Here is a 26,446-nt window from a genome sequence, read left to right on the forward strand (position 1 = left end):
TTATGAAAGCAACAGTTAAAAAGTCGCTGGAAATCCCGGCCAAGAAACACCCCAAGGAAGGTGTCATCAAAAAAGTACCGGATACCACGGTGGACAAAACCTTCTCCCTGGTGGTCAACCTCTGGATATTCCGGTATGAATATACCAGGGAACAGTCAATGTCCGAATCTTGACATTTGGGACCGCACCTAAAAAAGGCTCTTGAAAAAGAGTCTTTTTTTTTCATTTCGGGAGTATCTGACGTTCCGAAATCCCCCAAACGGCAGTTCCATACCATTTGCTGCCAAACCAGTACATTAGGCAACAACGCACGTTTTCATGTGGGCAATATTGTCGATATATTTATAGGGTTACATTGAAGCACATTTTGTACGGCATCCGATTTTGATCTGACTTTCCCAAAGCCCGTACAATCCAATGGCATACAGAACAAGGGCGACCGGCTTTTTAAGACAGGTCGTGCGATACATTTTTGTCCCTGCGGGACAAAATCGAAGAGCAAGAGGGTAACACGCGTTGCGGTGTTACGGTCATTTTTTAAGTTTTAAACAACTGATAATCAATTATTTAATAGTGCGTAATAAACTGACAATCAGTGGCTTTTACAGTAAATACCGCCAGACCGCCAATAAACAGGGAAATTTTTACAGTAAAAATGGAAGATGCCTATCAAAAATATCAATTTTCGGCCATCAGTATCAAAAAGGAAGTGGCCATGCGCTTTCGGACATTTTCCCGCCTGGTCTCGGATTCCCATACCCGGACCCTGGAGGCCATTATGAACTTTTTTGAATGGAACGACCTTTCCCCGAACGATGACCTGGGCATCAAGAACAACCGGACCAACAAACGTATCAATGCCGTGATCGCCATCCTCAAAAATATTGAAAAGCACCAGACCCTGCCCACCAAGGCCATGCTCGATACCCTCTTCCAGGAAATATCCCAAGTGGAGGGTGAGGAAGAAAAGGAAGAAGATTTTGATTTCGGGACACCAGAGGATCTTTCCCGGGACACCGAACTGGAATATTACCGGAATCGATATGAAGAAATGCAACAACAGCTCCATAGCTATAAAGACCGGGTACAGGGGCTATTGGGGCAACTGACCTATGTAAAGGGAACCTTTGGCAAGGGGCATTATAAACTGGATATGGACAGGGACGAATTTGAAAACCTTAAAAAAGAATTACAAGATGTACATCACCATCACCGCCCAGAAAGTTGAGGGCAACTATGCCCAGAGTGCCGCTGATTTTGTGGACTATCTGGAAAAAGAAAACGAGGGAAAGTCTATAGAGGAAGTGGAGCATTTCTTTGACCAACACAAAGATGAAATTTCAGCAGAAGAGGTTATCAAGGAAATAGACGGGAACACGGCCAAACTCAAAAAGAAAGAGCCCAAGTTTTATTCCATAACCCTAAATCCAAGTGCGAGGGAACTGAAGGCCGTACAGGATTCCCCCGAGGCCCTGAAACACTACACCCGGGAGGCCATGAAGGACTATGCCAAGGCTTTTAACAGGGAAATTGATGGCAGGCCCGTGACCGTGGATGATATTAAGTACTATGCCAAGGTGGAACGGCAGCGCACCTTTAAGGGAAACGACAGACAGATTATGGAAAACCAGCCCTATGCGACCAAGATCCTACAGTTAAAACAGGAAATCCGAAGTGTTGAACGCGGGGAAAGTATAGGGAACATCAAAAAACTGCAAAGGGAAATCCAACGGTTGGAAAAAGAAGCACCGCACCAACTTAACGGGAAACGGATTGTCCGGGGAATGTACAAACCGGGACCACAGAGCCATATCCATATCATCATGAGCCGTAAGGATGCCTCCAACCGGTACAGCCTTTCCCCCGGGAGCAAGTACAAGGCCTCCGAGGTAGAGATGAACGGGAAAATGGTGAAACGTGGGTTTGACAGGGACACTTTTATCAAAAATGCGGAAAAGACCTTTGATGGGATGTTCGGTTATAAACGGAACTATGTGGAGAGCTATAAAGCCAGAAAAACCTTTTTGAATGACCCCAAGCTGTATTTTTCCACGATAACAAAACTCCCGACAAACGAAAGGGCGGTCGCCTTTCGATTATTGCAAAAATCTGGTGTCAATACGGCTTTATTGAGCATCCCGACAAATAAGATCCAGCTCACCATCAAGGCCATCAATGCACTGAAAAAAGGTATCGGCAAGGCCATTGAATCAGGTTCCATTGGGGTATGAACATGCAACCGGTACATATCATCCTTTATATTGTCGTTCCCATATTATTTGTGGGCACGGTACTCTATGGATTGCTGGGTGGGGAAAAGAACGGGCGGACGGATAAAAGATACAAGGTCCGCTTTACATTAAGGAACGGTAGGTTCAGGATCGATAACATACGCAGGGGCGCTTCGGTCATTGGTTCGGCGGGAAGCGGAAAAACGGAAAGCGTGGTCTATAATTTTCTACAACATTTTAGCAAGCATGGCTTTTGTGGGGTGATCCATGACTACAAGGACTTTGAGCTTACCGAGATCGCCTACCCCCTGTTCAGGGAGAAAAAGGTCCGGTTCTATACCATTGCCTTTGACGATATCCATTGCCGGGTCAACCCCATTGCCCCCAGATACCTGCCCAATGAGGAAAGCGTCAACGAGGTATCCCGGGTGCTGATGGAAAACCTATTGGAACAGAACCTATCGGAAAATACCGGGAGCAACAAATTTTTCTCGGATGCCGTTGAGGGATTGTTGAGCGGGATGGTATGGAAATTGAAAACGGCCTATCCTGCTTACTGTACCCTCCCCCATATCATCGCCCTGTTCCAATCGGTAAGTACCAAAAAACTGGTGGCCTTTTTGAAATCGGACCTGACTTCCCGAAGTATGGCCAGTGCCTTTATCAATGGCATCGAATCTGAAAAGCAGACGGCAGGGGTAAAAAGTACCCTGGCCAATGCGCTTAAAAAGATAAGTTCCAGAAAATTGTTCTATGTACTGTCCAAGGACGAAGTTCCCCTGGACATCAATAGCCCGGAAAACCCGGCCGTAATTTCCCTGGTCAATAACCCGAAATATGATTCCGCTTATTCGCCTGTCATTGCGATGGTGATACATACCATCATCAAGCAAATGAGTGTACGGGGCAGAAAATCATCCTTTCTTTTGATGGAGGAAGCACCGACCCTGAGACTGCCCAATATGCACCGGGTGCCATCAACTCTGAGAAGCTATGACATTTGTACGGTCTATGTAATGCAGGACAAGGTACAGAATGATTTATTATACGGGGACAAAGCGAGCAGGGCAATTTTGAGCAACCTATCCTACCAGTTTTTCGGAAAGGTAAACGATCCGGACACGGCCAAATACTACGAACGCTTCTTTGAAATTATCAAAACCCCCACAAGAAGCATCAGTAAAAGCAGTGGGCTGAGTTTTGAAAGCCGGGTAACCAAAGGGGAAAAAGAAGTCTCGAAAAGAAGATCCGATACATTCTTCCGGTTGAAACAAGGGGAGTTCATTGCCTTTGCTGATGGAAGGGACAAGAAAGTTCGGTTTGCTATTCCCCGTTTACAAAGGGAATTTCCCGAAAAAAAGTTTCACTATTCAGAGACTGACTTGTTGATCAATTTTGAACAGGTCCATAGGGAAGCTCAGATGATTTTTAAATAGTGGTCTTTATGGTCTAAGTAGATTGTTGCCCGAAATGGCCACTACTACCCTACTACTTTAGATTTTGTACACAAAACTTTATTTTGATACCGATAAAGGGCATTGTATATAGCGGTTTTGATGTAATGGACTCCCAGTAAATTAGCTGGTCCTATTTTAAATATTTTTTTATCGATACTTACATGCTTTTTAACTGGAATATTTCCATAATATTGGAATTTGTCCATAATTTTGCATAAATTCCCGAATATGGAGCGCACGATTTTACATTTGGACCTGGACACCTTTTTTGTCTCGGTCGAGCGATTGCTGGACAGTCGGCTTAGGAACAAACCTATACTCGTGGGCGGGATCAGCGACCGGGGCGTGGTGGCCGCGTGCAGTTATGAGGCGCGTGCCTTCGGCGTTCACAGCGGAATGCCCATGAAAATGGCCCGCAACCTTTGCCCGGAAGCTACGGTGATACGTGGAAATGCCGGAACCTATACGAAGCATTCGGAGGTAGTTACCGGGATCATTAAAGAAGGGGTACCGCTTTTTGAGAAAGCTTCGATCGATGAGTTTTATGCCGACCTCTCAGGGATGGACCGTTTTTTTGGTACGTATAAATATGCTTCCGAACTCCGCAAGAAAATATTGAACGAAACAGGCCTGCCCATATCTTTTGGCCTTTCGGAAAACAAGGTGGTCTCCAAGGTAGCCACGGGTGAGGCCAAACCCAACAACCAACTAAAAATTGATCTCGGCCTGGAGAAATCCTTCTTGGCTCCTTTATCCATCAGGAAACTTCCCATGATAGGAGAGAAAACCAACCTGACCCTTCGCAACCTCGGGATCAAACAGGTGAAGACCCTACAGGAAATGCCCCGGGATATGATTTACACCGTCCTGGGAAAGAACGGACTCACCATCTGGAACCGTGCCAACGGCGTGGACCACACCCCCGTTATTCCTTTTTCGGAACGTAAATCCATCTCAACGGAGCGCACCTTTGACCGGGATACCATAGATGTTCACCGACTACGCTCCATCCTTACCGCCATGACGGAAAATCTCGCCTTTCAACTCCGAAGGGGCGAGAAACTCACCGCTTGCATTAGCGTGAAACTTCGGTATTCCGATTTTCAGACTTATTCCAAACAACTGAAAATCCCCTATACCAGTGCGGATCATATTCTTATTCCCAAAATCCAGGAACTATTCAGCCAACTTTACAATCGAAGATTGCTTGTCCGCCTGATCGGGGTAAGGTTCAGCCACTTGGTGCATGGAAACTACCAGATCAACCTTTTTGAGGACACGGAAGAGTCCATCCGGCTGTACCAGGCCTTGGACAAGATACGTGAACGGTACGGGGACCGCAGTGTGATTCGTGCGGCTTCCATGGGGGTAAACACCATAGGGAGAATGACCAATCCCTTTAATGGCGATCCGCCAATCATTTTAGCGCACAGAAAACAATAATGTACCTCAACTGTCACACATATTACAGCCTGCGCTTTGGCACGTTTTCCGAACTGGATTTGCTTCGTTTGGCCCAGGAAAATGGGATTGGGTCATTCGTATTGACCGACATTAACAATACATCCGCCTGCCTGAATTTCGTCCGGAAAGCCCCTGGATTTGGTGTTCGGCCCCTCCTGGGAATTGACTTTCGAAATGGGGCGGAACAACAGTATGTGGGCATAGCAAGGAATAACCAGGGGTATAAGAACCTGAATGATTTACTGTCTGAACATTTACATCATAAAAGGAATTTTCAGGAAAGGGCCCCGCAATTGCCGGATGCCTGTTTTGTATATCCCTTTGAAAAGGTATTGCTCCTGGGGCTAAAGGATCTTCAGGAACATGAATACATAGGGATTTCAATAGCCGATTTGCGAAGGTTACCATTCTCAGGTTACCTGAAATACCGGGATAAACTGGTAGTAATGCAACCGGTAACTTTTCGGGACAAGCGGGATTTCAATGCCCATCGCCTATTGCGTGCTATTGACAACAATACCCTGCTCAGCAAGCTTTCGCCGGAAGAAGTGGCTTCGGAACAGGAAAAAATGTTTCCCCTTAATGAGTTGTGCGCAGCTTTCAGGGACTTTGATTTTATCGTGGAGAATACCCGGCAATTACTCGATGGATGTGATATCCATTTTGACTTTGCCCCGAATGCCGAAAGTCAAAACCAACAGACCTATTTGGGAAATAGGGACGATGACTATAAAAAAATACGCGAATTGTGCCTGGCGAACCTTTCCTATCGCTATCCGGGAGACTCCTCTCTAGCTTTGGAACGTATGGAAAAGGAGTTGGGCCTGATTCGCCAAATGAATTTTATTTCCTATTTTCTGATCAATTGGGATATTGTAACCTATGCCAGGTCCCGCGGCTATTTTCACGTTGGACGGGGAAGCGGGGCCAATAGCATCGTGGCCTATCTCCTGGGGATTACAGATGTGGATCCCCTGGAACTGGATTTGTACTTTGAACGCTTTCTCAACCTTTTCCGTAGTTCCCCACCCGATTTTGATATCGATTTTTCCTGGCGTGATCGGGAAGATATGACCCGCTATATTTTTGAACGTTTCCCGCACGTTGCCCTTATGGGTACTTATGTAACCTTTAATTACAAGGGCGTGGTCCGGGAATTGGGAAAAGTGTTTGGACTACCAAAAGAAGATATAGACAGGTTAAGTGAAGGCGGTTTTAATATAGAAGAATTGGATAAGCCGTCACAGTTGGTTTTGAGGTACGGTAGTTTGATTGATGGCTTTCCCAACTATGTGAGTGTACACGCTTCGGGTATAGTGATTGCCGAAAGGCCGTTACAACATTTTTCAGCCACCTTTTTACCTCCAAAGGGCTTCCCTACCGTACAATTTGATATGCACATTGCCGAGGATGTGGGGCTGTATAAATTTGATATCCTGGCCCAGCGGGGATTGGCCAAAATAAGGGAAACCCTGGATATTATCCGGTATAACCAACCGGAAAAAGAATTATGGGACATTCACGATATTCCGAGGTTAAAAAGAGATAAAAAGATAAATGCGTTATTGAGGACAGCGGCGTGTATGGGGTGTTTCTATATCGAATCCCCGGCTATGAGGATGCTGATGAAAAAACTGGAAGTGGATAACTATCTCGGACTGGTGGCAGCCAGTTCCGTGATCCGTCCCGGAGTGGCCCAAAGCGGGATGATGCGGGAATATATCCTCCGGCACCGTGATCCCTCCCGGATCAAACAGGCACACCCTGTCCTTCTTGAAATTATGCCGGATACTTACGGGGTTATGGTCTATCAGGAAGATGTGATAAAGGTTGCCCACCATTTTGCCGGGCTTAGCCTTGCAGAAGCCGATGTGCTTCGGCGAGGTATGAGTGGGAAATTCAGGTCTCGTGCCGAATTTCAGGCTGTTGAGGAAAAGTTTATCGCAAACTGCCAGAAAAAGGGATATGAGGATAAAGTGACCCTTGAAGTCTGGAAACAGATAGAGAGCTTTGCCGGCTATGCGTTTGCAAAAGGCCATTCGGCATCTTATGCGGTAGAGAGTTACCAGAGTTTATATCTAAAAACCTACTTCCCCCTCGAATATATGGTTGCCGTGTTGAACAACGGCGGCGGGTTCTATGGTCCGGAGATCTACCTCCACGAAACCCGGATGCTGGGTGCGAATATCCATTTGCCCTGTGCCAACAGGAGCCGTATGGATAATGTTATCTATGGGAAAGACCTTTATCTGGGCCTAGGTTATTTAAAGGACCTGGAAGACCGGGCAGGAGAACGTATACTAAGGGAACGGGAAATTGGTGGTGTATTTGCTTCCCTTGATGACTTTATGGACCGGGTAGCCATTTCGATAGAACAGCTTTCCATTCTAATCCGTATCGGTGCTTTTCGGTTTACAGGGGTGGATAAATACGAATTGCTATGGAAAGCCCATTTTACTTTAGGGCATCTCCAACGGCTGGAAGCCCAGCAACGGCTTTTTGCGGGACATAAAAGTTCGTATACCATCCCCACCTTGCGAACCACCGCTTTGGAAGCCGCCTTTGACCAGATAGAACTCCTCGGTTTTTGCCTCTGCCCTCCTTTTTTATTATTGTTGAATCCGGTGGAAAACAGCCGGGTGGCCAGGGATTTTTCTTCTCGGCTACATCGATATGTGGATATTTACGGCTATCTGGTAACCGTCAAACGCTCCCGGACGGTCAAAGGGGACCAGATGTTTTTTGCGACTTTTCTCGATCAGGAGGGGGAGGTATTTGATGCGGTACTTTTTCCGCAGGTTGCCCAAAAATATGCTTTCCGAGGGAAGGGAGTTTATCGTATCTATGCCAAAGTGGTAGAGGAGTTTGGCTATCTGTCGTTGGAAGCGCTGAAAATACGAAAGGAAGCCTATATCCAGGATCCGAGGTTTGCGGAGTGAGTTTATGGAAATTTTAATTTGTAAATAACCATTTCAATAGTCTCCAGAATACAGTATCCCGTAAACTACACCAAAATATTATACTTTTGTGGTATGAACAGGTTGCAGAAAATCATCATAAAGAAAATGGCCCACGGGTATACACAACCGGAGGTTGCCCAGTATTTAAAGAAAAGGGAGATTACCCCAAATAGCTTGAGTATAATCGAGAAAGAGCTTCAAAAATTAAAAAAGGCCTATGGAGCGCAAACTATGGTACATCTTTTTGTGTTGCTTATCCGGCAGGGACATCTGAAACCATAATTTTCTTAAACGTATATGACTATTATCTTTTTGGGTAAAACGGTCAACTTCCCCATTTTGGTAAGTTTACCCCTGTACTTGGGAAATATATTTGATAAGGAGTATTTCCATAGAAAACACATTTGTTATTGAACCGTAAGTGAATCACACACCCTTATGTGTTTATAATTTTCCAATTCGCCGACCTCGTTAAAGTACTTGCCAAAAATAGAATCTCTTTTTATTTTTAATACCACATCTTTTAAAACAAACTCTTTTCCATTAATATTTTTTGTTTTAAATCCCTGTAATTCTACTTTTTTGTTATTCTGTAATTTACTTAAAACCTTATTTTTCACTTTTTTATTGAAAAATGTTCCGTTAATGGTAATTGTATCTTTTTGAACTGTAAAATCGAGATTTTCCTTTTTAAAAACCGCCGTTGAATCTATATCGAATATAACATTGAAAAAAACTCTATTTTTCCAATGGGGATATAATGCTTTTTCTAAAGAAAATGCTGCACGACCACTGGAAACAAGATAGGGGTTTTCGTAATATAATAGAATGTCTCCATCGTCACCTTTATTATATTCACAGACAGTAATTAATGTTTTAAGGAAGGCTTCTTCCCCATCTATTTTTATTTTGTTAATGTTATTATTTGTGCTGACAATATAATATGCAATTGGGTTTGAAAGGGAGTCATCGAATACAGGAACATATATAAGTTTCTTTTTCGGCTCGAAGTTATTTATAAATAATGAATCAATATTTTCTTCATAGAAATCTCTTAATGCCTTAGTTGAAGCAGGTAATTTTTGATTGTAATAATAAAAATTTTCAATTGCGTAAATAATTTCAAGATTGCGGTTTAATTGTATATCCGCAATAACGTGCTTTTTCTCGTTACAGGAAACAATTAATAACACTATGGAGATTAATACAATAAATTTAGCTTTCATTATTATTTTCAAACAGCTATTAATTTTTGTTCAAAAATTTCTTTCCTTTTTGACGCTCTTTTAGCTTTTGTAAATCGGGATTATATTTAGTGTCAATATTTATCATTACCAAAAGAATGATAGGTGCTCTGTAAACTTCTTTTTTAAAACTTTCTTCGTCCAACGTATTAATTAATTCTTTTAAAAGTTCTTTGTCGTCAAAACCTTGTGCCATTAATTTATTTAACACATTCCCTTCTGCGTATATTATTTTTCCTTCTGTGTCTTTACTTGATTCGGAAATATGATAAGGGCATTGCGTAAATATGGCTTCTGTAGAAAAAGCACTAAAACCATAGTCATCCATAAGGTTGTTTTGTTGGGTGTATATTTTAGAATATTTGGAATCGCTTGAATCATCAATAATGCTCAATAGTAAATTATAATAGTCATCTTTTGTCCTATTCTTCAACAAATTATTTGAAATTAATTCTTTTTCAAATTTTAGAATAAAATCGTAAAAGTCGAAAGGTTCTTTTCCATAGGCCGCTTGAATATTTTTATTGACCTTTTGATTTACACATTCTTTAAGGGCAGATTCAACTTTGTTGTTCTGACAACTACAATCCGTAAATACTAATACGGAAAGAAAAGTGAAAATATAGCTAAATAGTCGCATCATTTAATTTTTAGTTTTCTTTGAGGTATTTATATAATTATAAAAAGGAAAGGTCTTTTCCAATCTAGTGTACACACTATTCGTGTTATTTCCGCTAGTAAATATAGAATATCTTTCTCCTGCATCATTTCCTGTATTTGGATGATACATTGGCAACATAATATTTGCTTGATTTGAAAAACTCGTGCCGCTGGTATGTTTTACATTTAAAGGTGCATTAGATAAAGCGGTTGCTCGACTTGAACCATCAAGGGTCGCTGAACGATATAGAGGTATGTTGTAAAGTACACCAATATTTTTACCATCAATATTCATTGAAGCTCTTCCTGAAATCATATCTTTATATTGAGTGTTGGAGTAATAATCAGTTGATAAAAAAGCAAATGCGCCTTGCGAACTTGAATGATCTCGGGCAAATAAAAATTGATCAAATCGTCTTTGAGAGCTTTGTCCTTCTTTGGAGTTTAAATCTAGTTTTAAAACCTCACTACCAGTAACGTTTTTAACTGTTTGACCGCTAACTTCAGTGCCTTCTGCTATTTGTGTATCTCCTGTTGTACCAGTTATAGCCTCTGCTTTATCTTGACTTATCCCATATTGAGAAGATAGTGTGTTTGCGCTATCACCTTTTTCAGCAATATAAGAAGCCGAACCATCTTCATTAAGAGTTGGCACCCATTCCGCAGCCATACCCGTTGGGTCTATATAATTTATAGGATTATCATTCATTGCAGTATAAGGCGACCATTCTGGAAACTCATCACTCAAAGGGTCGGGCGACATCCAACGACCTGCGGTGTCGCCAATGGGCTGGGCGTACATATCCGTGGTGTCCTGTACAACATTGCCAACAATTTTGTTTTGATTCACGTTCCAACGTACCGTTCCGATTGTTACGATGCTATCCAAATCGTGGACCTCCAAATATTTGCCCTTGCTCAATGTGGCGACCTTGGCCTTGTAGCCAAACTTTGCAAACGGATTTCCCGCCTGGATATTTTTTTCGCGGCGTTCCTTTTCTTCTTTTGAGAGGTTTTCTTCCTGAGCGGACAAGATGCCAAACGTGAAAAGGCAGAGGATCAAAAGGTAGATGTGCTTCATAATCTTACTTTTTGTTAATGGTATTTAAATTTTTGTTTTCGTATTTATTCCTTTCGGTCTTTAGGGAAACCAACCAATTGAGGTACATTTGTTCGGGCATATTGCGGTAACCGATTTCGTGGATGTGCTGGTATTCCTTTTCCAATAGTGTAAAACGCTTGCTCGCCACTTGGTTGTCCTTTTCTTCCTCAATCTGTTTTTTGTGAGTCTCCGCCCGCAATATCAATGCGGTCCCAAAATGGGGATAGGCCTTTATGGCAGTTTCGGCACATTTCAGTACAAATGTTCCGTCATTTTCGGGATAAATGGCGTTGTAGTTATTTGCCAAATCCACTAAAAGCAGTGCGATTGATTCCTTGTTGTCCAATGCTTTCATATACACTCCGTTGGTAATGGCATCAACGTGGACAAAGCCCGAGGCCATTATCCAGGCATCAATGGGGAAGATCCCGCTTGTCAGTTCCGTATTGTACCATCCGTGCCTTTCGCTTTTATGTTTTATATAAACGTGATTTGGTGCGAGGGCCAAATTCGCATCAACTCCCAATTCTTCGGCGAGGATTTTATATAAATAGGGCAGTGAACGGCAGTTGCCCTTATGGTTCGTGAGAAGTTTGGAAACAAACAGGCTTTCTTTCGATTGATGCCCGAAAACGTCCGTAAAATCATAGCCGAAAGGCTTTGAGATATATTGTCTCTCTTTAAGATAAAAAGGAACCGTATCGCACATCACCTGAAAAATGGAAAACCATTTGTTTACGGTTTCCCTGTCCTTTTCACCATAGACCAACGTCTTGCTTGCTACAATGGATTTGGCCAAATTTGTATAAAAGGCAATGTTTTTGTTCAGTGCCCTGGTGTCCAATTTGCCATTTAGGTAGGCATTTTCAGTTGAAAAAACGGCTTTTTTAAAATTGAAAGCGGTTTTATCTTCAAGCATACTATCAAGTAAAGCGTAGCTTTGCTCGAATAGTTTTTCCTGTTTTTGTGCGGTGGTACAAAAACAGGAAAAAAAGAGGATGCAGTATATAAGGTATTTTTTCATTTAGTTTTTGAGCTGTTTTTTGTCCATAAAACCTTTTAACTGTTCCTTGATGGTTTGATTGTCCTGTTTGCTTTTTTGTTCTTTCATTGATTGAAGCCAATTTTGATAGGCCTCATCAGGCATAAAGGTATAACCGAGATTATCTATTTTATTATATTGGCAATCGGCCTCCCTCAGTACCTCGACCGCTTGTGGGTGACTACGGATTTTGTCACGTTCTTCTGGTATACTTGGGTCGATATCGAGTTGTTGAATAACATACTGTAATCGATTTGCATCTATATTTGCCTTGGTCAGATTTGCGATGATGCTATTTGGATAAAGCTCTAATGCTTTTCCGATTACTGTGGCCGAAAACTCATCGTAACCATATTTAGCGATATACCCACCTGCCAGATCCGTATAAAATTGCGAAAGCAATTGTCTGTTGGAAAGACTATGCATATAGATTTTGTGCTGTAATGCCTCGGATTTGATAAAGCCTGATTGCAGTACATAGGAAGGGGTCGAGAACATTCCGTTTGTAAGCTCAATATCGTACCATTTTCCGCTGTCGGCGGGAAAACGGATATATGAGTGGTTTGGCGAATACGCCAAATACGCCTCTGCGTTTATTTCCTCTGCCAATATCAAATAGAGCAATGGCATTGAATGGCATTGTCCTGTTTGTGTTGCCAAGAGTTTTGTAACAAACATTTTGGAATAATCCTTAATGCCCATATAGTCCTCGAAATCATATTTGAAAGGTAGGTGCTCCGTTCCATTTTTCAGTTTGAGAGTGTCCGAAAAGAATTGGAAGAGCATAAAGTTTTTAGCGGAATTGCTGTTCGGGCCGTAATTGAGTTCCTGCATTTTGGCGGTTATGAACTCGCCAATGTTTTTGATAATCCTATCGAATTCCGCTTTGTCCCGTTGGTTTTCGTAGAATGCGTTTTCTATCTGAAAGTTTAGGTCCTTTACGGAAAATTTGTTTGGGTCGGTCCGGTTTAGCTTTTCAAAGACTTCCCGATAATATTTTGTGCCTTCAATGTTGCCGTAACTTGGCAGGGAATAATTGATATGGTTGTTGTTGAATTCCGCAATATCATCATTGAGTTGCTTTTGCTGTTGCGCTAGCAATTGCTCGTTACGTTCCACTTCTGCAATTATTTGTTCATTCTGCCGTCGGATGCGGTCTTGTCCATCATAGTAGGGATTGCCCAAAGGATTTGGAACAACGTTCGGAGTGATGTCCTGCGTAGGTGTGGCTATTTGGAAATTGGTAGGTGTTGGTGTTTTTGGCATTTGCACTTGCCCAAATGTCAGCATACACATCATTCCGAAAATCAAAGTTGGAAATAGTCGTTTTGTATTTTTTCCCATCCGTGGATTCTTAATTTCTACGTTGACAGCATAGGCCATTTTCCTTAAACAATTAACGTGCTGGGTTTTCCTGAAAATTCAATGGATCCGCTAAATAATGCTTTCAACCCTACATACTATTCTTTCATTACACCAAATCAATAGATAAGCAAAGTGAAATATGTTATTTATAAATATTTTTTATACAGCACAGGAAGTATTTTACACACAAACTTAACATTATTTTATGAATTTAACATTATGTGCTATTTTTCGAAGTAAAAAAATAGTTTTCGGTATGTAAATACTACGTTATTTTTTCCCTTCCTTTCCCATTACCAGAAATCCCGACCCAAAACCCACATTTTGTGTCAACCCTACAGTAAAGTGGCGGATTAATACACCTCTATGAAATGATTCCACAAGCCTCAAAAAATATTGTTATCCCAGGATGACAAAAGTTAAAAAGTGTATTTTAGTGGTGACATAACAAGTTGCGCTTAATTTGAAAAAAAATGAATAAAGTATTTCCAAGATTGGAAACAGAAAGGCTAATCTTAGGTAAAATTAAAGAAGCGGATATTTCCGTAATCGTTAAATATGCAGGAAATAAGAAAATAGCGGAAAATACTCTTAATATCCCACATCCGTATACCAAAGAAGATGCAAAATTTTGGGTTAGGAATTCCAATAAAGGATTTGAAAATGGAACACAATTTACCTTTGGCATTAGAATCAAGCCAACAAATGAATTTATTGGAGGAATTGGGCTTAAGATAGAACCTAAGTTTGACCGTGCTGAAATGGGATATTGGATTGCCGAAAAGTTTTGGAATAATGGTTTTGCAACTGAAGCTGTAAAAGCTGTCTTGGCGTATGGATTTAATGGGTTAAAATTAAATAAAATACTTGCCACTCACCTAGTGGAAAATTCGGCATCCGGGAAAGTTATGATTAAAAACAGAATGATAAAGGAAGGTGAGCTAAAGGAACATACCAAAAAGAATGGTGTATATCAGAGTCTTATACAGTTTAGACTTACAAGAACAGAATTTAATCAATATTAAGCACAACAACATATAACGCAATTAAAATCTATTTTGCCTGTTTACACTAATAAAATACGACCTTCTTTCTACATCACTCCTTCCCCACCCTTCATACACACTTCATAAAATTCCCGACCCAAAACCCACATTTTGTTTCAAATTTTAAAGGTTTTGGCAAATCCTAACAGCCCTTCCTTAAAATACCCGAATTTTGGATATTTAATCCCGAATTTTGGTAACAATTGTTCCAAAACAATCTTCTAATTTAGTCTCACTTGTTTTATCCAAACGACCCCTGTGCGGGATGCCTTCTTCCCGATGTTATTGTTACCAACCCTCATTGACCACAAAAGCTACCCCCAATGAAATGGCTTTCCAAACACCAAAAAACTATTGTTTATAGCCTTTCCTTAATCTTTGCGATGCTCTTTGTATATGCGGCAGTGAGCAAACTTCTTGATTTTAATACGTTTCAAAACCAGTTGGCGCAATCTCCCTTGTTGAGTGCCTATGCCGGGATCACTTCCCTAATGGTGCCGGTTTCGGAGATTATTATTGCCGCCCTGCTATGTACGAAGCGCTTTAGGTTATGGGGGTTCTATGCCTTTTTCACTTTGATGGTGATGTTTACCACTTACATTTTCATCATACTGAATTTTAGCAGTTTTACGCCCTGTTCGTGTGGCGGGGTATTGGAAAAACTTGGATGGACGGAACACCTCATCTTTAATATTGTCTTTATACTCCTTGCCGGCTTTGCCATTTTCCTTTTGGCACAAAACATCGGTGTACCACCGAAAAAGATATTTTTTGTTCTCTCCGTACTAACTGTGTTGGGGATTGCTGTGGTTACCTTGATGTTCCTGACCTCAGAAAAGGAAATGAAACGGAACAACGCATTTATAAGGCGGTATATGCCACACCCCATTGAAAAATTAGGGGAGTACGATCTGGGGTACAACTCCTATTATATTGCCGGGATGGATGACCAGAGTATTTACTTGGGCAATGTGACCGCACCTTTTTTAATAAAATCAGTAGCCCATAACTTGAAGGATAGCCAGGACCATCCCGTAACTATAGACAGTACCGAAATGCTCTTTAAAAGGGTCAGGATAGCCGTACACCCTCCCTATTTCTATGTTGGTGACGGTACAGTACCCGTAATTTTCAGAGGCAAGGTAGAGGACTGGAATGCCACAACCTACTCGTATGATGAGGCATATTTTACCTCCTTTGTGGTTGCGGACAGTACCCGCACTGGTTTTACAATCGTGAGCAGTAAAACCGGAACAAAGGCCCTTGCCCTGTTGCATAAAGCCCAGGGCCGGGACACGGTATTGCTGAACACCGGCATCCTGAAAAATGTACTGGACGGCCGTTTTGATACCGATGGTATGTTGCTATGGAACAACGAGCACCGGCAGTTTATCTACCCTTATTATTACCGTAACCGCTATGAGGTAATTGATGGCTTATTGTCTAAAGTTTTCACGGGGAAAACCATCGATACCATTAATACCCCCCAAATAGATGTGACCTACTACGAAACAAAAGATGTATATAAACGTGGAAAATCCGTAATGGTCAACCGCCAGGCCAGTACCTATGGTGATTACTTATATATCCATAGTGACAGGTTGGGAAAATATGACAGCGAGAAACCCTTGGTATCTGCCTCTATCATAGACGTATATGACATTACCGACAACAGCTATGCTTTCAGTTTTTATTTATACCACCAACCCGGTAAAAAATTACGGGAGTTTAGGGTTTATAAGGAGTTTTTGGTTGCCCTTGTAGATGATAGGCTGTGGTTATATAAACTAAAACCAAAATATTTTAATCCAAAAAATGAGAAACAATGAAAACAACAATTTTAAAAACGGGATTGCCTTTACTGGTATTTACACTGGCTATTGCCACTGCTTTTGCCACACAGAACAGGACATCTATAAATGAAGAAGCTCTGGTATTAGGTTTTACATACAATAATGATAGCTCTGACTGTATCAATGCTCCAAAGGATTGTTGTCTTGCAGGAACAATAGTATGTACATACAATGATAAAAATGTGTACCGATTTAAGAATGATACAATGTGCCTTGTAAATCTATTTGAATGTCCCTAATAATTTCAAAAGTTAAAGCCGAGGTATTTTAACCCCGGCTTTAAGTAAACACATACTGCGCAGTATCAGGTAGAAGGCCGAACGCCTGTATAAAATAGTAGGCCGCTAATCCAATAAAATTTAATACAATGAAAACAAAAGTTTTAAAATTCGGACTGCCCCTGGCAGTATTTATGATGGCAATCGTGTTTGCCTTTGCCACCCAGAACAACACTTCCCTGGAGGAAGATGCCTTTATTACAGGATTTGTTTATTCTCCTGATCTTAGTGATTGCATCCCTGCACCAAGAGATTGTGCCCCTACCGGGTCTTTTGAATGTATGCACGATGGAAAACAAGTTTACAGATTTAAAAACGGTACAGCTTGTTCAATAAAACTATTTGAATGGCCGGAATAATCTAAGTTTAACTTTTTAACAATCAATTTCCTGAATTATGTGTAATTCAGGAAATTGATTTACTCTAGCTATTACCCTTGACATACCTTTCCATCCAATTAAATATCTCACGTGACAATATCATTTGATGCTCTCTTTGTGAAATAACGTGCCCTTCTTTTTCAAAAAGAAGCATTTTTGACTTTTTATTGAGTCGCTTTAAGGCCATAAACATATTTACGCTTTGGTTCCAATTAACATTGGTATCCAATTTCCCGGTCCAAAGCATCAATGGGGTATTTACATTTTCAATATGTTGTAGGGCAGAGTTTCTGTAATAACCCTCTTTATTATTATAAAAAGAAGTTCCCATTCGCCATTGCCAATTTTCTATACGCCATAGCTGAGGCATTTTGAAATGCCAGGAAACATCGTGGTACCAATTTATCAGGTCTGTAGCGGCTGCTCCCGCTACTGCCGCAGAAAACATATCTGTCTGCGTTACAATAAAAGCCGTTTCATAGCCCCCAAAGGAATGGCCGATCAACCCCAGCCGGCCTTCATCAATCCGTCCAGTTTGAAGTGCTTTTTCCACCCCTGTGGTTAAACACTCTAAAGCAGAGATACCGGGGTCTCCCATAGTATAGGTGAAATCCGGATAAAAAACAAAATACCCGTTGGTGATGTATTTCAATAAATTAAAACCAGACATAGAATAATCTGAAGGTGGCGCAAATCTTAATATATTTTTAGACTCCCTTTCATAAATATGTGATATCATAGGATATTTTTTATTCGGATCATATCCGGCCGGGTACACCAAAACTCCTTTGAGGGGTTTCCCTTCCGGTGAGGTATATCCGATCCATGCTGCTTTACCCAGGTCATAATCCAGTAATTCTTTATTCGACTGGTATATCAAATGTTCCTGCATTGTAGTCCGATCATAACTATAGATACCAATGGGCGTATCAAACTTTTGCTTCCGATATACTAGGATGTCATTACCCGGTGAAGCCAATACTTTATCCAGTCTAAGATCCTGTAGGGTAATCGTTTTAACGGAATTATCATTTTGCCACAAGGCATAACCGGTCTTATAAGTACCTAGGTCAAACATTTTCAACAAAACTCCCTGAGATATGTCCAAAGATCCCGAAGCAAAATTTTGGTTAATGGTTAGTTGGTAAAAATCATTCCGACTAACTTCCCGGCTAACCCGGTAACTGATATTCTGCTCCCTACCCCGGGTGATCCTTCTTTTTTCCTTCCCGTCCGGGCGGATTAACCAGATATCAAACTGGTCATAAAGGACGATATAGTCATCTTCACCCAACCAACCTGCATTCCCGTAAGGGTAAAGGTCTCCGGCAAACTCAATATCCATATTATGAAAATCTACCTTTATATCACTCGTAAGGTTGACAGCCTGATTCTTCTGGGTGTCATAGGCCCACCATTGGTGGTTTTTAAAATAGACCACATATCTACCTTTAGGAGAAATAGTTACAAATTTCCCTTCGGTATATTGGTTTTTACATACCAGCCGGGTCTTGCCCGTTTGCATATCTTTTAGATATAAGTCAGCATTGGGATAATACTTATATAGAGGTTCATAGTCCAGTTGGTTATAAACAAGGGCATAGTCGTGATTGATATTCAACGCTGCCGAAGGAAACTTTTCTGTTTCAATCGGCACTAATAGCCCCGTGCCGGGATACCAGGCGGTCAGTACATATTGTAGTTCCCGCTCTTCATAAAATTTCTTCCGGGGATAAATCCAGGGGTCATCGGTATTCCATACTTCCATAGTTGGATTCATAGCCTCTTGTTTTTCGCTAATTACCTGCCTGTAAAAAAGGACTTTTTCTCCATCTCCAGAGATATAGGCTTCCCGGTCACTTAACCGGTATCCACCACCAAGTGTAGCGATGGTCGTATCATCTAACGAGAGTAAACTACCATCCGGGCCGACATAATGCAGGGTATTGGTATCTTTCTGCTGATCCACAAAAACAGCATTGCCCGAGTCGCTCCATTTTAAGAAACGATAATCATTTTCCCTGTTCTCTATTAAATCAATGGATTTACCGTTCTTGGCTTCATACCTCATTACCTTTTTTTGCCCTTCCTGTTCCTTGACCAACAATAACTGGTCATTAACAGGATGCCATTGATACTCTGTTACCCCGGAAATGGTCACAACATCCTTGGTGTTTAAGTTTACTATTAAGAGTATATCTGGGGTGCCATCGCCCTTCTGATAAGCAGCTACATAATTACCGGATTTCGAAAAATGAAATAATCGGGATAATATATCGGGGTACACTTCCTTGGTATGGTTCACCAGGTCAACAAGGATTAACTCCCTGTCGCCGGAAATACCACCAAACCATTTACTATTTAGGGAAAAATCGGCAATATTGCAATCCTTAAAAGTATGGGATATAGAATTTGAAGTGTTCTTTAAGGTTAGCAAATTTTCTTTATTGTTAAATACCTCAACATAGGTGACCCAATCACCATTAGGTGACAGCTTTTTAATGTAAGTATTATCGCTCCATAAAGAGTCCAGGTCAGGGGTATAGATTTTCTTTGCGCCATTTTGGGTTGCCAAAGGGTCAGTAAAAAATAATAGAATTATCAGTAAGGTAGGCAAAAAGAATTTTGGATATGATGTATATATGCTTTTGTTCATTTATCTTCTTTTTAGTTCATTTTTGTTATTAGTTCTTTTTCAATATCCTTGGTTTTGCGGCTGTAGATTAGGGTTCATCAATAGTTCTGCTTCCGGTATGGGAAGTAGAATATCCGTTGGTGTCCATCCCGGTTTAACGGGTGCCAGTACCTGGCCGGCCAGTCCTGACCTACGCAGGTCAAACCACCGGTGGCCGTGCTCCGTAAACAACTCAAATCTTCTTTCTTTGAGGATAACCTGGATCAGTTCTTCGGTTGAAGAAGCGGTAATATCTGATAATCCTGCACGTTCACGCATAACATTGATATCCTGTTGTGCCCCGGGAACGTTACCCTGTCGGGCTCTGGCCTCTGCCCGGATCAGGTACTGTTCCGCCAATCGGAATACAATGGAATATTCCAGGCTGGTACCGGTATTCTGGTTTTGCCTGTACTTATATGGAAAGTACCAGGTTGTGTTACCATCTGTCACTTCACTAATCCAATGTTGCTTTCTTAAATCCCCATCTTCCATTTCCTGAACCAGGGCAGGGTTTAAGGCGGATATTTGCGGTGGGCCGGAAGAAAGAAAAAATAAAGTCCCTTCTGCGGTATTGTCCCCTTCATTTTTGGGCTTTAGCTGCCATATTGCGGATGGGCTCTCTTTTAAGAACACTTCATCTATGGATACCTGTAAATCATATAATGTGGTAGTATTGATAACCTGTGAGCTTTCAATCTCCGCATCCTGCCATTGTTCCAAATAAAGATACACCCTTGCCAACAATGCCGATACCACCCATTTGTTCGGACGGGTACGCTCCCCAGTAATATAAGTGTTACTTATCAAGCTTTTGGCTTTGGTAAGGTCTTCGACGATGTTTTCATATACTTCTATCTCCGGCGTTCTTGTTACTTTATCATTTTCCCTATAATTGGTAATAGTGATATAGGGAACATCCCCAAACAAATTGACCAAATAGAAATGAACCAAAGCCCTGACAAAAAGCGCTTCCCCTTTTAACTGGTTCTTTGTTTCTTCAGCCAGGCTTTGCGAGTTCTCCAACCCTTCAAGTACCGAATTGCTCATATAGACCATATTGTAGGCGCTATTCCATAGATTATTCACGGTAATATCTGAGGCTATGACTTGATGGCGATAAAAGGTCTCAGCAGGTTGGGCCAAGGCATAGTAATCCAGTTCATCTGCATACAGCCCCATTAAAAAGCCTACACCCGTTTGTCCGCCACAGATCAATACTTCATCTCTCAATTTGGCATACAAAGTGGTTACGGCAGAAGTAGCCGTAGCTTCATCTTTAAATACCTCCTCGTGCGGAAGTTGCCCGAATGGAGCGTCCACTTCAAGATAATCATCACAAGCACACAAACAGCAGCAGATGAATAACAGTGACAGTCGTTTTATATATATAGATTTCATAATTATTTGCTTTTAAAATTTAACTTGAACTCCGAGATTAACCCTTCTTAAAATAGGAATAGATGTTGTGGTCTGTTCCGGGTCTATTCCTTTAAACTTGGTAATGGTGAACAGATTTTGCCCCTGTAAAGCTATACGGCACTGATCGATGCCTTTCCTTCCCAGAGAGAGCGAATAGGCCAGTTCCAAAGATTTTAATCGGACAAAAGAGGCATCGGAGATAATACCCGAACTTTGCGTAAACTGGGAATAGGCTTTAACCGCCCCACTATCCGCACCTGAAGTAAAACGCTGTATAGCGGCCTCATCCCCCGGTTGCTGCCAGCGATCCATCACCGAGACAGGTTTGTTGAATAGATATCCGGGAACTGTACTATGTCGATATTGATTATATCCGTTCTTTTTGGTAAACTGAAAAAAAACATCGAACGACCAGTTTTTATAATTCACTGTATTGCTGAGTCCTCCAAAGAACTTTGGGCTTAAGTCAGCTATATACTGGCGATCTTCGGGATTGGTAATCAGTCCGTCTCCGTTAAAGTCCTCGAATTCAAACAACCCCGTTTCCGGATTAACCCCATTTAATTTGTATAATTTGGCAATCGACAAAGGCTCCCCGATCACATACTTGTTGGCATAGGTGGATTCTTCCAGTCCCGGAAATTCCAGTAACCTGTTCTTTGGCAAGGTGAGGTTTACCGAGGTATTCCATTTAAAATGTTCATTACGCACTATGTCTCCCCCTAACTCAAATTCCCACCCGGAGTTTTCTACCAGTGCATCCAAATTGGTAAGGATAGAGGGAAATCCTGTAGTGCCCGGCAAGGCATAACTAATGAGTTGATTGGAGGACCGATTATTGTAATAAGCAAGGGAAAAGGATAATTTTTGGTCAAATATGCCCAGCTCCAAAGCCGCTTCTTTTTTAACATTTTCTTCCCATTTAAAATTGGGGTTGTACAAGCGTGCAGGATCCAGTCCGATATTTCCGTCATACGGATAGTCGCCGATGGTATAGGTTTGCAGGTATTGGTAGTCCCCAATTTGATCGTTACCCGTTAACCCATAACTCCCTCTTAATTTCCCATAGTTAAGCCAGGGCAACCCTAAATCTTCGGAGAATAACCAGGCGGCCCCCACTGCACCAAAATTACCGTAACGGTTATCCGGCCCAAACCTGCTGGAACCATCTCGTCTGCCCGTAAGGTTTAAAAAGAGCTTATCCTTATAGGAATAATTTACCCGGGCAAACAAGGAGTGATACCTGTATGTGGTTTTATCTTCCCCCAATACTATCAAAGTATTGGCAGCTCCCAGGTTATAGATAAGGCTATTGTTGGCAAACCCAAACCCTATAAACTCGGTACGGTCAAAAACCTGCTGTTGGAAGGTGGTACCTATCAGCATACTTAACCGACCGTTTTTAAATTGCTGTTCCCAGTGCAATTGCGGTTCGACGATATAATAGAACCTGTTCCCCTCGTTGGTGGTCAAGGTTGAGGAGCCACTGTCCAATCCAAAAGCAGGATTGTATATGGTATGTGGCGTTATCAAGTTATCAGCTAACTTGGTAAACCCATAACCAGCATTGACCTTGCCCTCAAGGCTTTTTAAAAACTTATAAGATAGCACCATATTGGAAATTAAACTTTTGGTATCCTGGGAATATTTGGCATCCAAGCGGGCCAAGGGATTGCCCCACGTACTGTTTTCCCAGTTTAGGTTTCCCTTTTCATCGTATAATGCCGGGGCATTGGGAGCAAGGCTCAGCGCTTCCGAAATATAATCCCCATCGGGGAGATTATTTTTTTCCAAGGTATAGCCCGTAGAAAAGACCAGACCAAACTTTTCCCCCTTGTCTTTATGGTTAAGGTTTATATTAATGGCAAGGCGGTCGTATTTGAATCTATCGGGAAATACGGTGGTTTCTTCCTGTAGTACTCCTGAAACCAAAAACTGGGTCTGTTGGTTTCCTCCTGAAATGGAGGATTGCAACTTGCGGAAAAAGGCAGTTTTACCGATAAGTTCTTCCTGCCAATCGGTATATCGATTTTGGTCCCAGGTACCGTTCACATCATAGGCGTTGGCAGGATAATCTGTTATGCCGTCATTGGCGAACGCCTCCCGGCGCATCTCCAGATATTGCTCTGTATTGAGGAGGTCCATTTTATTAGCAATATGCGCGATACCTGTACTGCTGTTTATAGTAAATCTGGTCTTTCCCTGCTTTCCTTTTTTAGTGGTAATCAATATCACCCCATTGGAACCCCGGGAACCATAAATGGCCGTGGCATCGGCATCCTTTAGTACTTCTATAGATGCAATTGCTTCTGGGCTAATGGCATTTAAGGGACTTATATTAGCATCTGGAATAATGGGTCCAGATGTATAATATGAACTTAAAGGTGCAGACTCATAGGGCACCCCGTCAATAATATAGAGCGGTTCATTACCTGCCATAATGCTATTCTGCCCACGGATACGGACTTCAAAACCCCCGCCGGGTACACCGGAGCTCTGTACAATATCCACCCCCGGCATCCGTCCCTGCATCGCTTCCAGCGCATTATTGATAGGTTGTTTCTCAATATCCTCAGATGAAATGCTCGATATACTCCCGGTACGCTCCTTCTCCGTTGTGGTATAATAACCGGTATTAATGGTCACCACCTCCAGATCCGTTATATCCGCCTCCAAAGTTATATCTATACGGTTACGGCCAAGAACAGGTACCTCCTGTGTTTTATAGCCGATATAGGAAAACTGTAGGGTGTCCGGGGGGCTTACGGAAATAACGTACTCCCCGTCAGTATCGGTTATGGTACCGTTTCGTGTTCCCTTGACCAAAACTGTGACACCTGGAATGGGGCCCGAAATGTCACTTACCATCCCACTCACACCTTGTTGCGGTAGTCTGTTTATAGTGTTATCCAATTGCCCGGTGTTGGGCTTTTTACGGGTGAGAACGATTTGTTTGTCCATAATCCGGAAGTCCATACCACTATCGGTAAATACCTTTTGCAGAACTGTCCTTAGCTCCTCATCGGTGACCCGGACGTCCCTTTTACGGGAAGCGTCCAGCTCTTCCTTGCTGTAGAAGAATTTATACTCGGTTGTTGCCTCTATCTCCCGGATGACATCCAGGGCCGTGGCTGATTGCAGGTGAAGGGTAATCTTTTCGTTTTGGGCATAGCCCGGGCCTGCTTTGATCTGAAAAAGGACAATAAAAAACAGGAGTACCGTGAGTTTCATTTTTAGACCGGGTTTAAGGGCAAGAGCATGCCAATACCATAAGGCATATTTATATTTTTTCATACTTTTGAATGGATTTAAGTTTCTACTATTGACTTTAATCTTTAATTGTCGGAGGGTGTTACAGCACCCTCTGATTTTTTTGTCTCTTTTTATCTCTTCATACTTTTTGGTTTTTGGTTGGTTTATTTAGGATTATGTGATTGTTGTCTCCCTTTTGATAATCAAAAGCGGTGTGCATACGGAAAATCTTTAAAATATCCTCCAAGGCTTCTGTGGTAAAGGTTCCGGTAAACTTTTTGTCGTTCAGCTCGGGATAACGGTTCTCTATTTTTACATTAAAATTGCGTTCCAGTTTCCGCAGGATAATATCAAAACGGTCATTGAGGAAATACAGCTCTCCCTTTGTCCAGGCGGTGTATTTAAGGATGTCCACCGCTTCCACTGCTATTTTTCCCTTCTCAAAAATAGCCCGTTGCCCGGGAACAATTTTAACGGGATTTTCCTTTGCTGGGCTATTGGGAGGATATACCCCAACACTCCCCTCCGCCAGTACGGTAAAGGTGTTGTGGTCATTTTTATAGCTGGACACATTAAACTCGGTACCATAAACCTGTGTGTTCATATCGTCCGTAACTACCGTAAAGGGGTGCCGGTCGTCTTTTGCCACCTCAAAAAAAGCTTCCCCATCAAGGAATACGTTACGAGGCCTGCCTTTGACAAACCGTACCGGGTAACGGAGTTTACTGCCGGCGTTGAGTACTATATGCGATCCGTCCGACAGCACCAATTCGAAAGTCTTTCCGTAGGGTACGGTAAGTTTGTTATATATCAGCTCGCCCATATCCCCTTGCCTATTGTCCTGGTTGTACAGGAGTGTGTTTTGCTGTTGCAGCCCCACATTTTTTCCATTGGCGGCGGTGATGGCACCTGTGGCATTTTCGTCCATAATCCTGATGGTACCGTCTTCCAGCTCCAGGGTAATTTGAGGTACGGTTTGCATCTCACGGTTACCCGTACCCAAAATGCCAGAGAGGAACATCCCATAGCAAAGGGCTATAATACCTATAAAGACCGCCGCTATTTTGAAATACTTGTTCTCCATTTTCCACAAGGGAACCCTCTCTTTTCCTTGCTTATTCAGGTTCCTGCGCTCTTCCACCATTCCTTTTTCAAAAGTCTGTCGCCCATCAATAATATTTTGCCACATATCATCAAAGTCCTCTTTGGAGAGGGGATGCTCTTCGTATGCCAGCAATTTTACCATCCGCTTGGCTTTTTCAATATCTGCCGCTTTATCCGGATTCCGCTCCACCCAGTTGTCCCAAAAATTGGAGGTCATCGTATCAGTATTCAGTACCCATTTCTGGAAATAGCTGTCACTCACAAAGTCATCTATTTCGTAATCACTGTATTTCATATTTTTAAAAAGCTCGTTTTTTTAATATTAAATAGGAATAACCTTTATAAACAAGAGGGTTAAACCTTACATATTACTCTTAAATAAATGTTAAATTTTATATAGTGGCGTAGCCCTTCCCCTGGTAGAATAAATTACTTCAGGTAGGATTGGAAGATTCAGAAGGTATATTAAGCTAAAAAAAGAAAAGTAATTAATAAGTACAGGTCCCTTAAATTATAGCGAAGATGCTTCAAAGCACGTGTGGTAAAATTGTACACCGATTTCTTTTGGATGTTCAGTACCTCGGCGATCTCATCGTATTCCAGATGGCCGTAAAATTTCAGATAGATGATCTCCCTTTCCCTTTCGCTCAATTTTTCAAGGGCAGCTTTTAGGGCTTTTTGCTGGCTGTTGAACTTCTCCTTTTCGATAAGGGAATATTCCGTGGAAGGGGTGGCATCTTTATCAAATACGGAATCGGAAGATACTGAGGTTACCCTCCTTTGTTTGGACGCCTCATTAAGAATATACCGGCGAAACGATTTAAACAGGTAAGGTCCTAGGGCATAAACATCCCCCAGCCGCTCCTTTATCTGCCATAATTTTATAAAAAATTCCTGGATGCAATCTTTTGC

Annotated in this window: 19 protein-coding genes; 9 read left to right on the forward strand and 10 right to left on the reverse strand. The window is 41.9% G+C overall.

Annotated elements, in window-relative coordinates; genetic code table 11:
* The first annotated feature begins 595 nt into the window (after positions 1–595).
* The 5 genes from ED312_RS06465 (at position 596) to ED312_RS06490 (ending at position 8,091) form a co-directional block, all read left to right on the forward strand.
* Entirely contained in the window at positions 596–1,228 is a 633-nt protein-coding gene (locus ED312_RS06465; RefSeq protein ID WP_240643041.1) for a BfmA/BtgA family mobilization protein, read from the forward strand.
* Entirely contained in the window at positions 1,197–2,231 is a 1,035-nt protein-coding gene (mobB, locus tag ED312_RS06470) for a MobB family relaxase (protein WP_123215198.1), read from the forward strand. Before ED312_RS06465 ends, mobB begins: the two co-directional genes overlap by 32 nt.
* Positions 2,228–3,667: a type IV secretory system conjugative DNA transfer family protein gene (locus ED312_RS06475; protein ID WP_123215199.1), complete on the forward strand. Its 1,440-nt coding sequence runs from the start codon at positions 2,228–2,230 to the stop codon at positions 3,665–3,667. The genes mobB and ED312_RS06475 overlap by 4 nt, the downstream gene beginning before the upstream one ends.
* Before the next feature lie 249 nt (positions 3,668–3,916).
* Positions 3,917–5,131 (forward strand): DNA polymerase IV, encoded by a 1,215-nt coding sequence (gene dinB, locus ED312_RS06485; RefSeq protein WP_123215201.1) that lies wholly within the window; start codon positions 3,917–3,919, stop codon positions 5,129–5,131.
* Positions 5,131–8,091: a DNA polymerase III subunit alpha gene (locus ED312_RS06490; protein ID WP_123215202.1), complete on the forward strand. Its 2,961-nt coding sequence runs from the start codon at positions 5,131–5,133 to the stop codon at positions 8,089–8,091. Before dinB ends, ED312_RS06490 begins: the two co-directional genes overlap by 1 nt.
* A 428-nt stretch (positions 8,092–8,519) precedes the next feature.
* Here the strand turns inward: ED312_RS06490 and ED312_RS06500 are convergent, their stop codons facing one another.
* Genes ED312_RS06500 through ED312_RS06520 form a run of 5 tightly spaced genes read right to left on the reverse strand, consistent with a single transcriptional unit; the run spans position 8,520 to position 13,543 of the window.
* Positions 8,520–9,338: a hypothetical protein gene (locus ED312_RS06500; RefSeq protein WP_123215204.1), complete on the reverse strand. Its 819-nt coding sequence runs from the start codon at positions 9,336–9,338 to the stop codon at positions 8,520–8,522.
* A 19-nt stretch (positions 9,339–9,357) separates the two neighbouring features.
* On the reverse strand, positions 9,358–9,999 hold the full coding sequence (locus ED312_RS06505) for a hypothetical protein (RefSeq protein ID WP_123215205.1): 642 nt from the start codon (positions 9,997–9,999) through the stop codon (positions 9,358–9,360).
* Positions 10,000–11,097, reverse strand: a complete 1,098-nt coding sequence (locus tag ED312_RS06510) for an RHS repeat-associated core domain-containing protein (RefSeq protein WP_123215206.1) — start codon at positions 11,095–11,097, stop codon at positions 10,000–10,002.
* A gap of 4 nt (positions 11,098–11,101) precedes the next feature.
* On the reverse strand, positions 11,102–12,142 hold the full coding sequence (locus ED312_RS06515; protein ID WP_123215207.1) for a hypothetical protein: 1,041 nt from the start codon (positions 12,140–12,142) through the stop codon (positions 11,102–11,104).
* Complete coding sequence (locus ED312_RS06520; RefSeq protein ID WP_123215208.1) at positions 12,143–13,543, reverse strand: hypothetical protein; 1,401 nt, start codon at positions 13,541–13,543, stop codon at positions 12,143–12,145.
* Between the two features lie 455 nt (positions 13,544–13,998).
* Here ED312_RS06520 and ED312_RS06525 point away from each other — a divergent pair, with 455 nt between their 5' ends.
* From ED312_RS06525 to ED312_RS06540, 4 genes are all read left to right on the forward strand, one after another.
* Positions 13,999–14,550 carry a GNAT family N-acetyltransferase gene (locus ED312_RS06525; RefSeq protein WP_123215209.1) on the forward strand — a complete coding sequence of 184 codons (552 nt, stop codon included), beginning with the start codon at positions 13,999–14,001 and terminating at the stop codon, positions 14,548–14,550.
* A gap of 344 nt (positions 14,551–14,894) precedes the next feature.
* Complete coding sequence (locus ED312_RS24095; protein WP_206363212.1) at positions 14,895–16,400, forward strand: MauE/DoxX family redox-associated membrane protein; 1,506 nt, start codon at positions 14,895–14,897, stop codon at positions 16,398–16,400.
* Positions 16,397–16,663 carry a DUF6520 family protein gene (locus tag ED312_RS06535; protein ID WP_123215210.1) on the forward strand — a complete coding sequence of 89 codons (267 nt, stop codon included), beginning with the start codon at positions 16,397–16,399 and terminating at the stop codon, positions 16,661–16,663. The genes ED312_RS24095 and ED312_RS06535 overlap by 4 nt, the downstream gene beginning before the upstream one ends.
* Before the next feature lie 128 nt (positions 16,664–16,791).
* On the forward strand, positions 16,792–17,061 hold the full coding sequence (locus tag ED312_RS06540; RefSeq protein WP_123215211.1) for a DUF6520 family protein: 270 nt from the start codon (positions 16,792–16,794) through the stop codon (positions 17,059–17,061).
* 64 nt (positions 17,062–17,125) lie between these two features.
* Here the strand turns inward: ED312_RS06540 and ED312_RS06545 are convergent, their stop codons facing one another.
* From ED312_RS06545 to ED312_RS06565, 5 genes are all read right to left on the reverse strand, one after another.
* Positions 17,126–19,738, reverse strand: coding sequence for a S9 family peptidase (locus tag ED312_RS06545; protein ID WP_123215212.1), 2,613 nt, complete (start codon positions 19,736–19,738; stop codon positions 17,126–17,128).
* 39 nt (positions 19,739–19,777) lie between these two features.
* Positions 19,778–21,157, reverse strand: coding sequence for a RagB/SusD family nutrient uptake outer membrane protein (locus ED312_RS06550; RefSeq protein ID WP_240643042.1), 1,380 nt, complete (start codon positions 21,155–21,157; stop codon positions 19,778–19,780).
* Positions 21,158–21,169: 12 nt separating this feature from the next.
* Positions 21,170–24,472 (reverse strand): SusC/RagA family TonB-linked outer membrane protein, encoded by a 3,303-nt coding sequence (locus ED312_RS06555; RefSeq protein WP_240643043.1) that lies wholly within the window; start codon positions 24,470–24,472, stop codon positions 21,170–21,172.
* A 97-nt stretch (positions 24,473–24,569) separates the two neighbouring features.
* On the reverse strand, positions 24,570–25,829 hold the full coding sequence (locus ED312_RS06560) for a FecR family protein (protein WP_123215213.1): 1,260 nt from the start codon (positions 25,827–25,829) through the stop codon (positions 24,570–24,572).
* A 170-nt stretch (positions 25,830–25,999) separates the two neighbouring features.
* On the reverse strand, positions 26,000–26,446 hold a 447-nt coding region (locus ED312_RS06565), incomplete at its 5' end, for an RNA polymerase sigma factor (RefSeq protein ID WP_148044226.1).

Source organism: Sinomicrobium pectinilyticum, assembly GCF_003725735.1.
GTDB lineage: Bacteria > Bacteroidota > Bacteroidia > Flavobacteriales > Flavobacteriaceae > Sinomicrobium > Sinomicrobium pectinilyticum.

Bases quoted from the DNA above. Each gene is read 5' to 3' on its own strand.
- ED312_RS06475 (WP_123215199.1), top strand. From the start codon at position 2,228: ATGAACATGCAACCGGTACATATCATCCTTTATATTGTCGTTCCCATA.
- ED312_RS06490 (WP_123215202.1), top strand. From the start codon at position 5,131: ATGTACCTCAACTGTCACACATATTACAGCCTGCGCTTTGGCACGTTT.
- ED312_RS06505 (WP_123215205.1), bottom strand. From the start codon at position 9,999: ATGATGCGACTATTTAGCTATATTTTCACTTTTCTTTCCGTATTAGTA.
- ED312_RS06555 (WP_240643043.1), bottom strand. From the start codon at position 24,472: ATGAAAAAATATAAATATGCCTTATGGTATTGGCATGCTCTTGCCCTT.
- ED312_RS06500 (WP_123215204.1), bottom strand. From the start codon at position 9,338: ATGAAAGCTAAATTTATTGTATTAATCTCCATAGTGTTATTAATTGTT.
- ED312_RS06545 (WP_123215212.1), bottom strand. From the start codon at position 19,738: ATGAACAAAAGCATATATACATCATATCCAAAATTCTTTTTGCCTACC.
- ED312_RS06510 (WP_123215206.1), bottom strand. From the start codon at position 11,097: ATGAAGCACATCTACCTTTTGATCCTCTGCCTTTTCACGTTTGGCATC.
- ED312_RS06540 (WP_123215211.1), top strand. From the start codon at position 16,792: ATGAAAACAAAAGTTTTAAAATTCGGACTGCCCCTGGCAGTATTTATG.
- ED312_RS06550 (WP_240643042.1), bottom strand. From the start codon at position 21,157: ATGAAATCTATATATATAAAACGACTGTCACTGTTATTCATCTGCTGC.
- ED312_RS06535 (WP_123215210.1), top strand. From the start codon at position 16,397: ATGAAAACAACAATTTTAAAAACGGGATTGCCTTTACTGGTATTTACA.
- mobB (WP_123215198.1), top strand. From the start codon at position 1,197: ATGTACATCACCATCACCGCCCAGAAAGTTGAGGGCAACTATGCCCAG.
- ED312_RS24095 (WP_206363212.1), top strand. From the start codon at position 14,895: ATGAAATGGCTTTCCAAACACCAAAAAACTATTGTTTATAGCCTTTCC.
- ED312_RS06515 (WP_123215207.1), bottom strand. From the start codon at position 12,142: ATGAAAAAATACCTTATATACTGCATCCTCTTTTTTTCCTGTTTTTGT.
- ED312_RS06525 (WP_123215209.1), top strand. From the start codon at position 13,999: ATGAATAAAGTATTTCCAAGATTGGAAACAGAAAGGCTAATCTTAGGT.
- ED312_RS06520 (WP_123215208.1), bottom strand. From the start codon at position 13,543: ATGGCCTATGCTGTCAACGTAGAAATTAAGAATCCACGGATGGGAAAA.
- dinB (WP_123215201.1), top strand. From the start codon at position 3,917: ATGGAGCGCACGATTTTACATTTGGACCTGGACACCTTTTTTGTCTCG.
- ED312_RS06560 (WP_123215213.1), bottom strand. From the start codon at position 25,829: ATGAAATACAGTGATTACGAAATAGATGACTTTGTGAGTGACAGCTAT.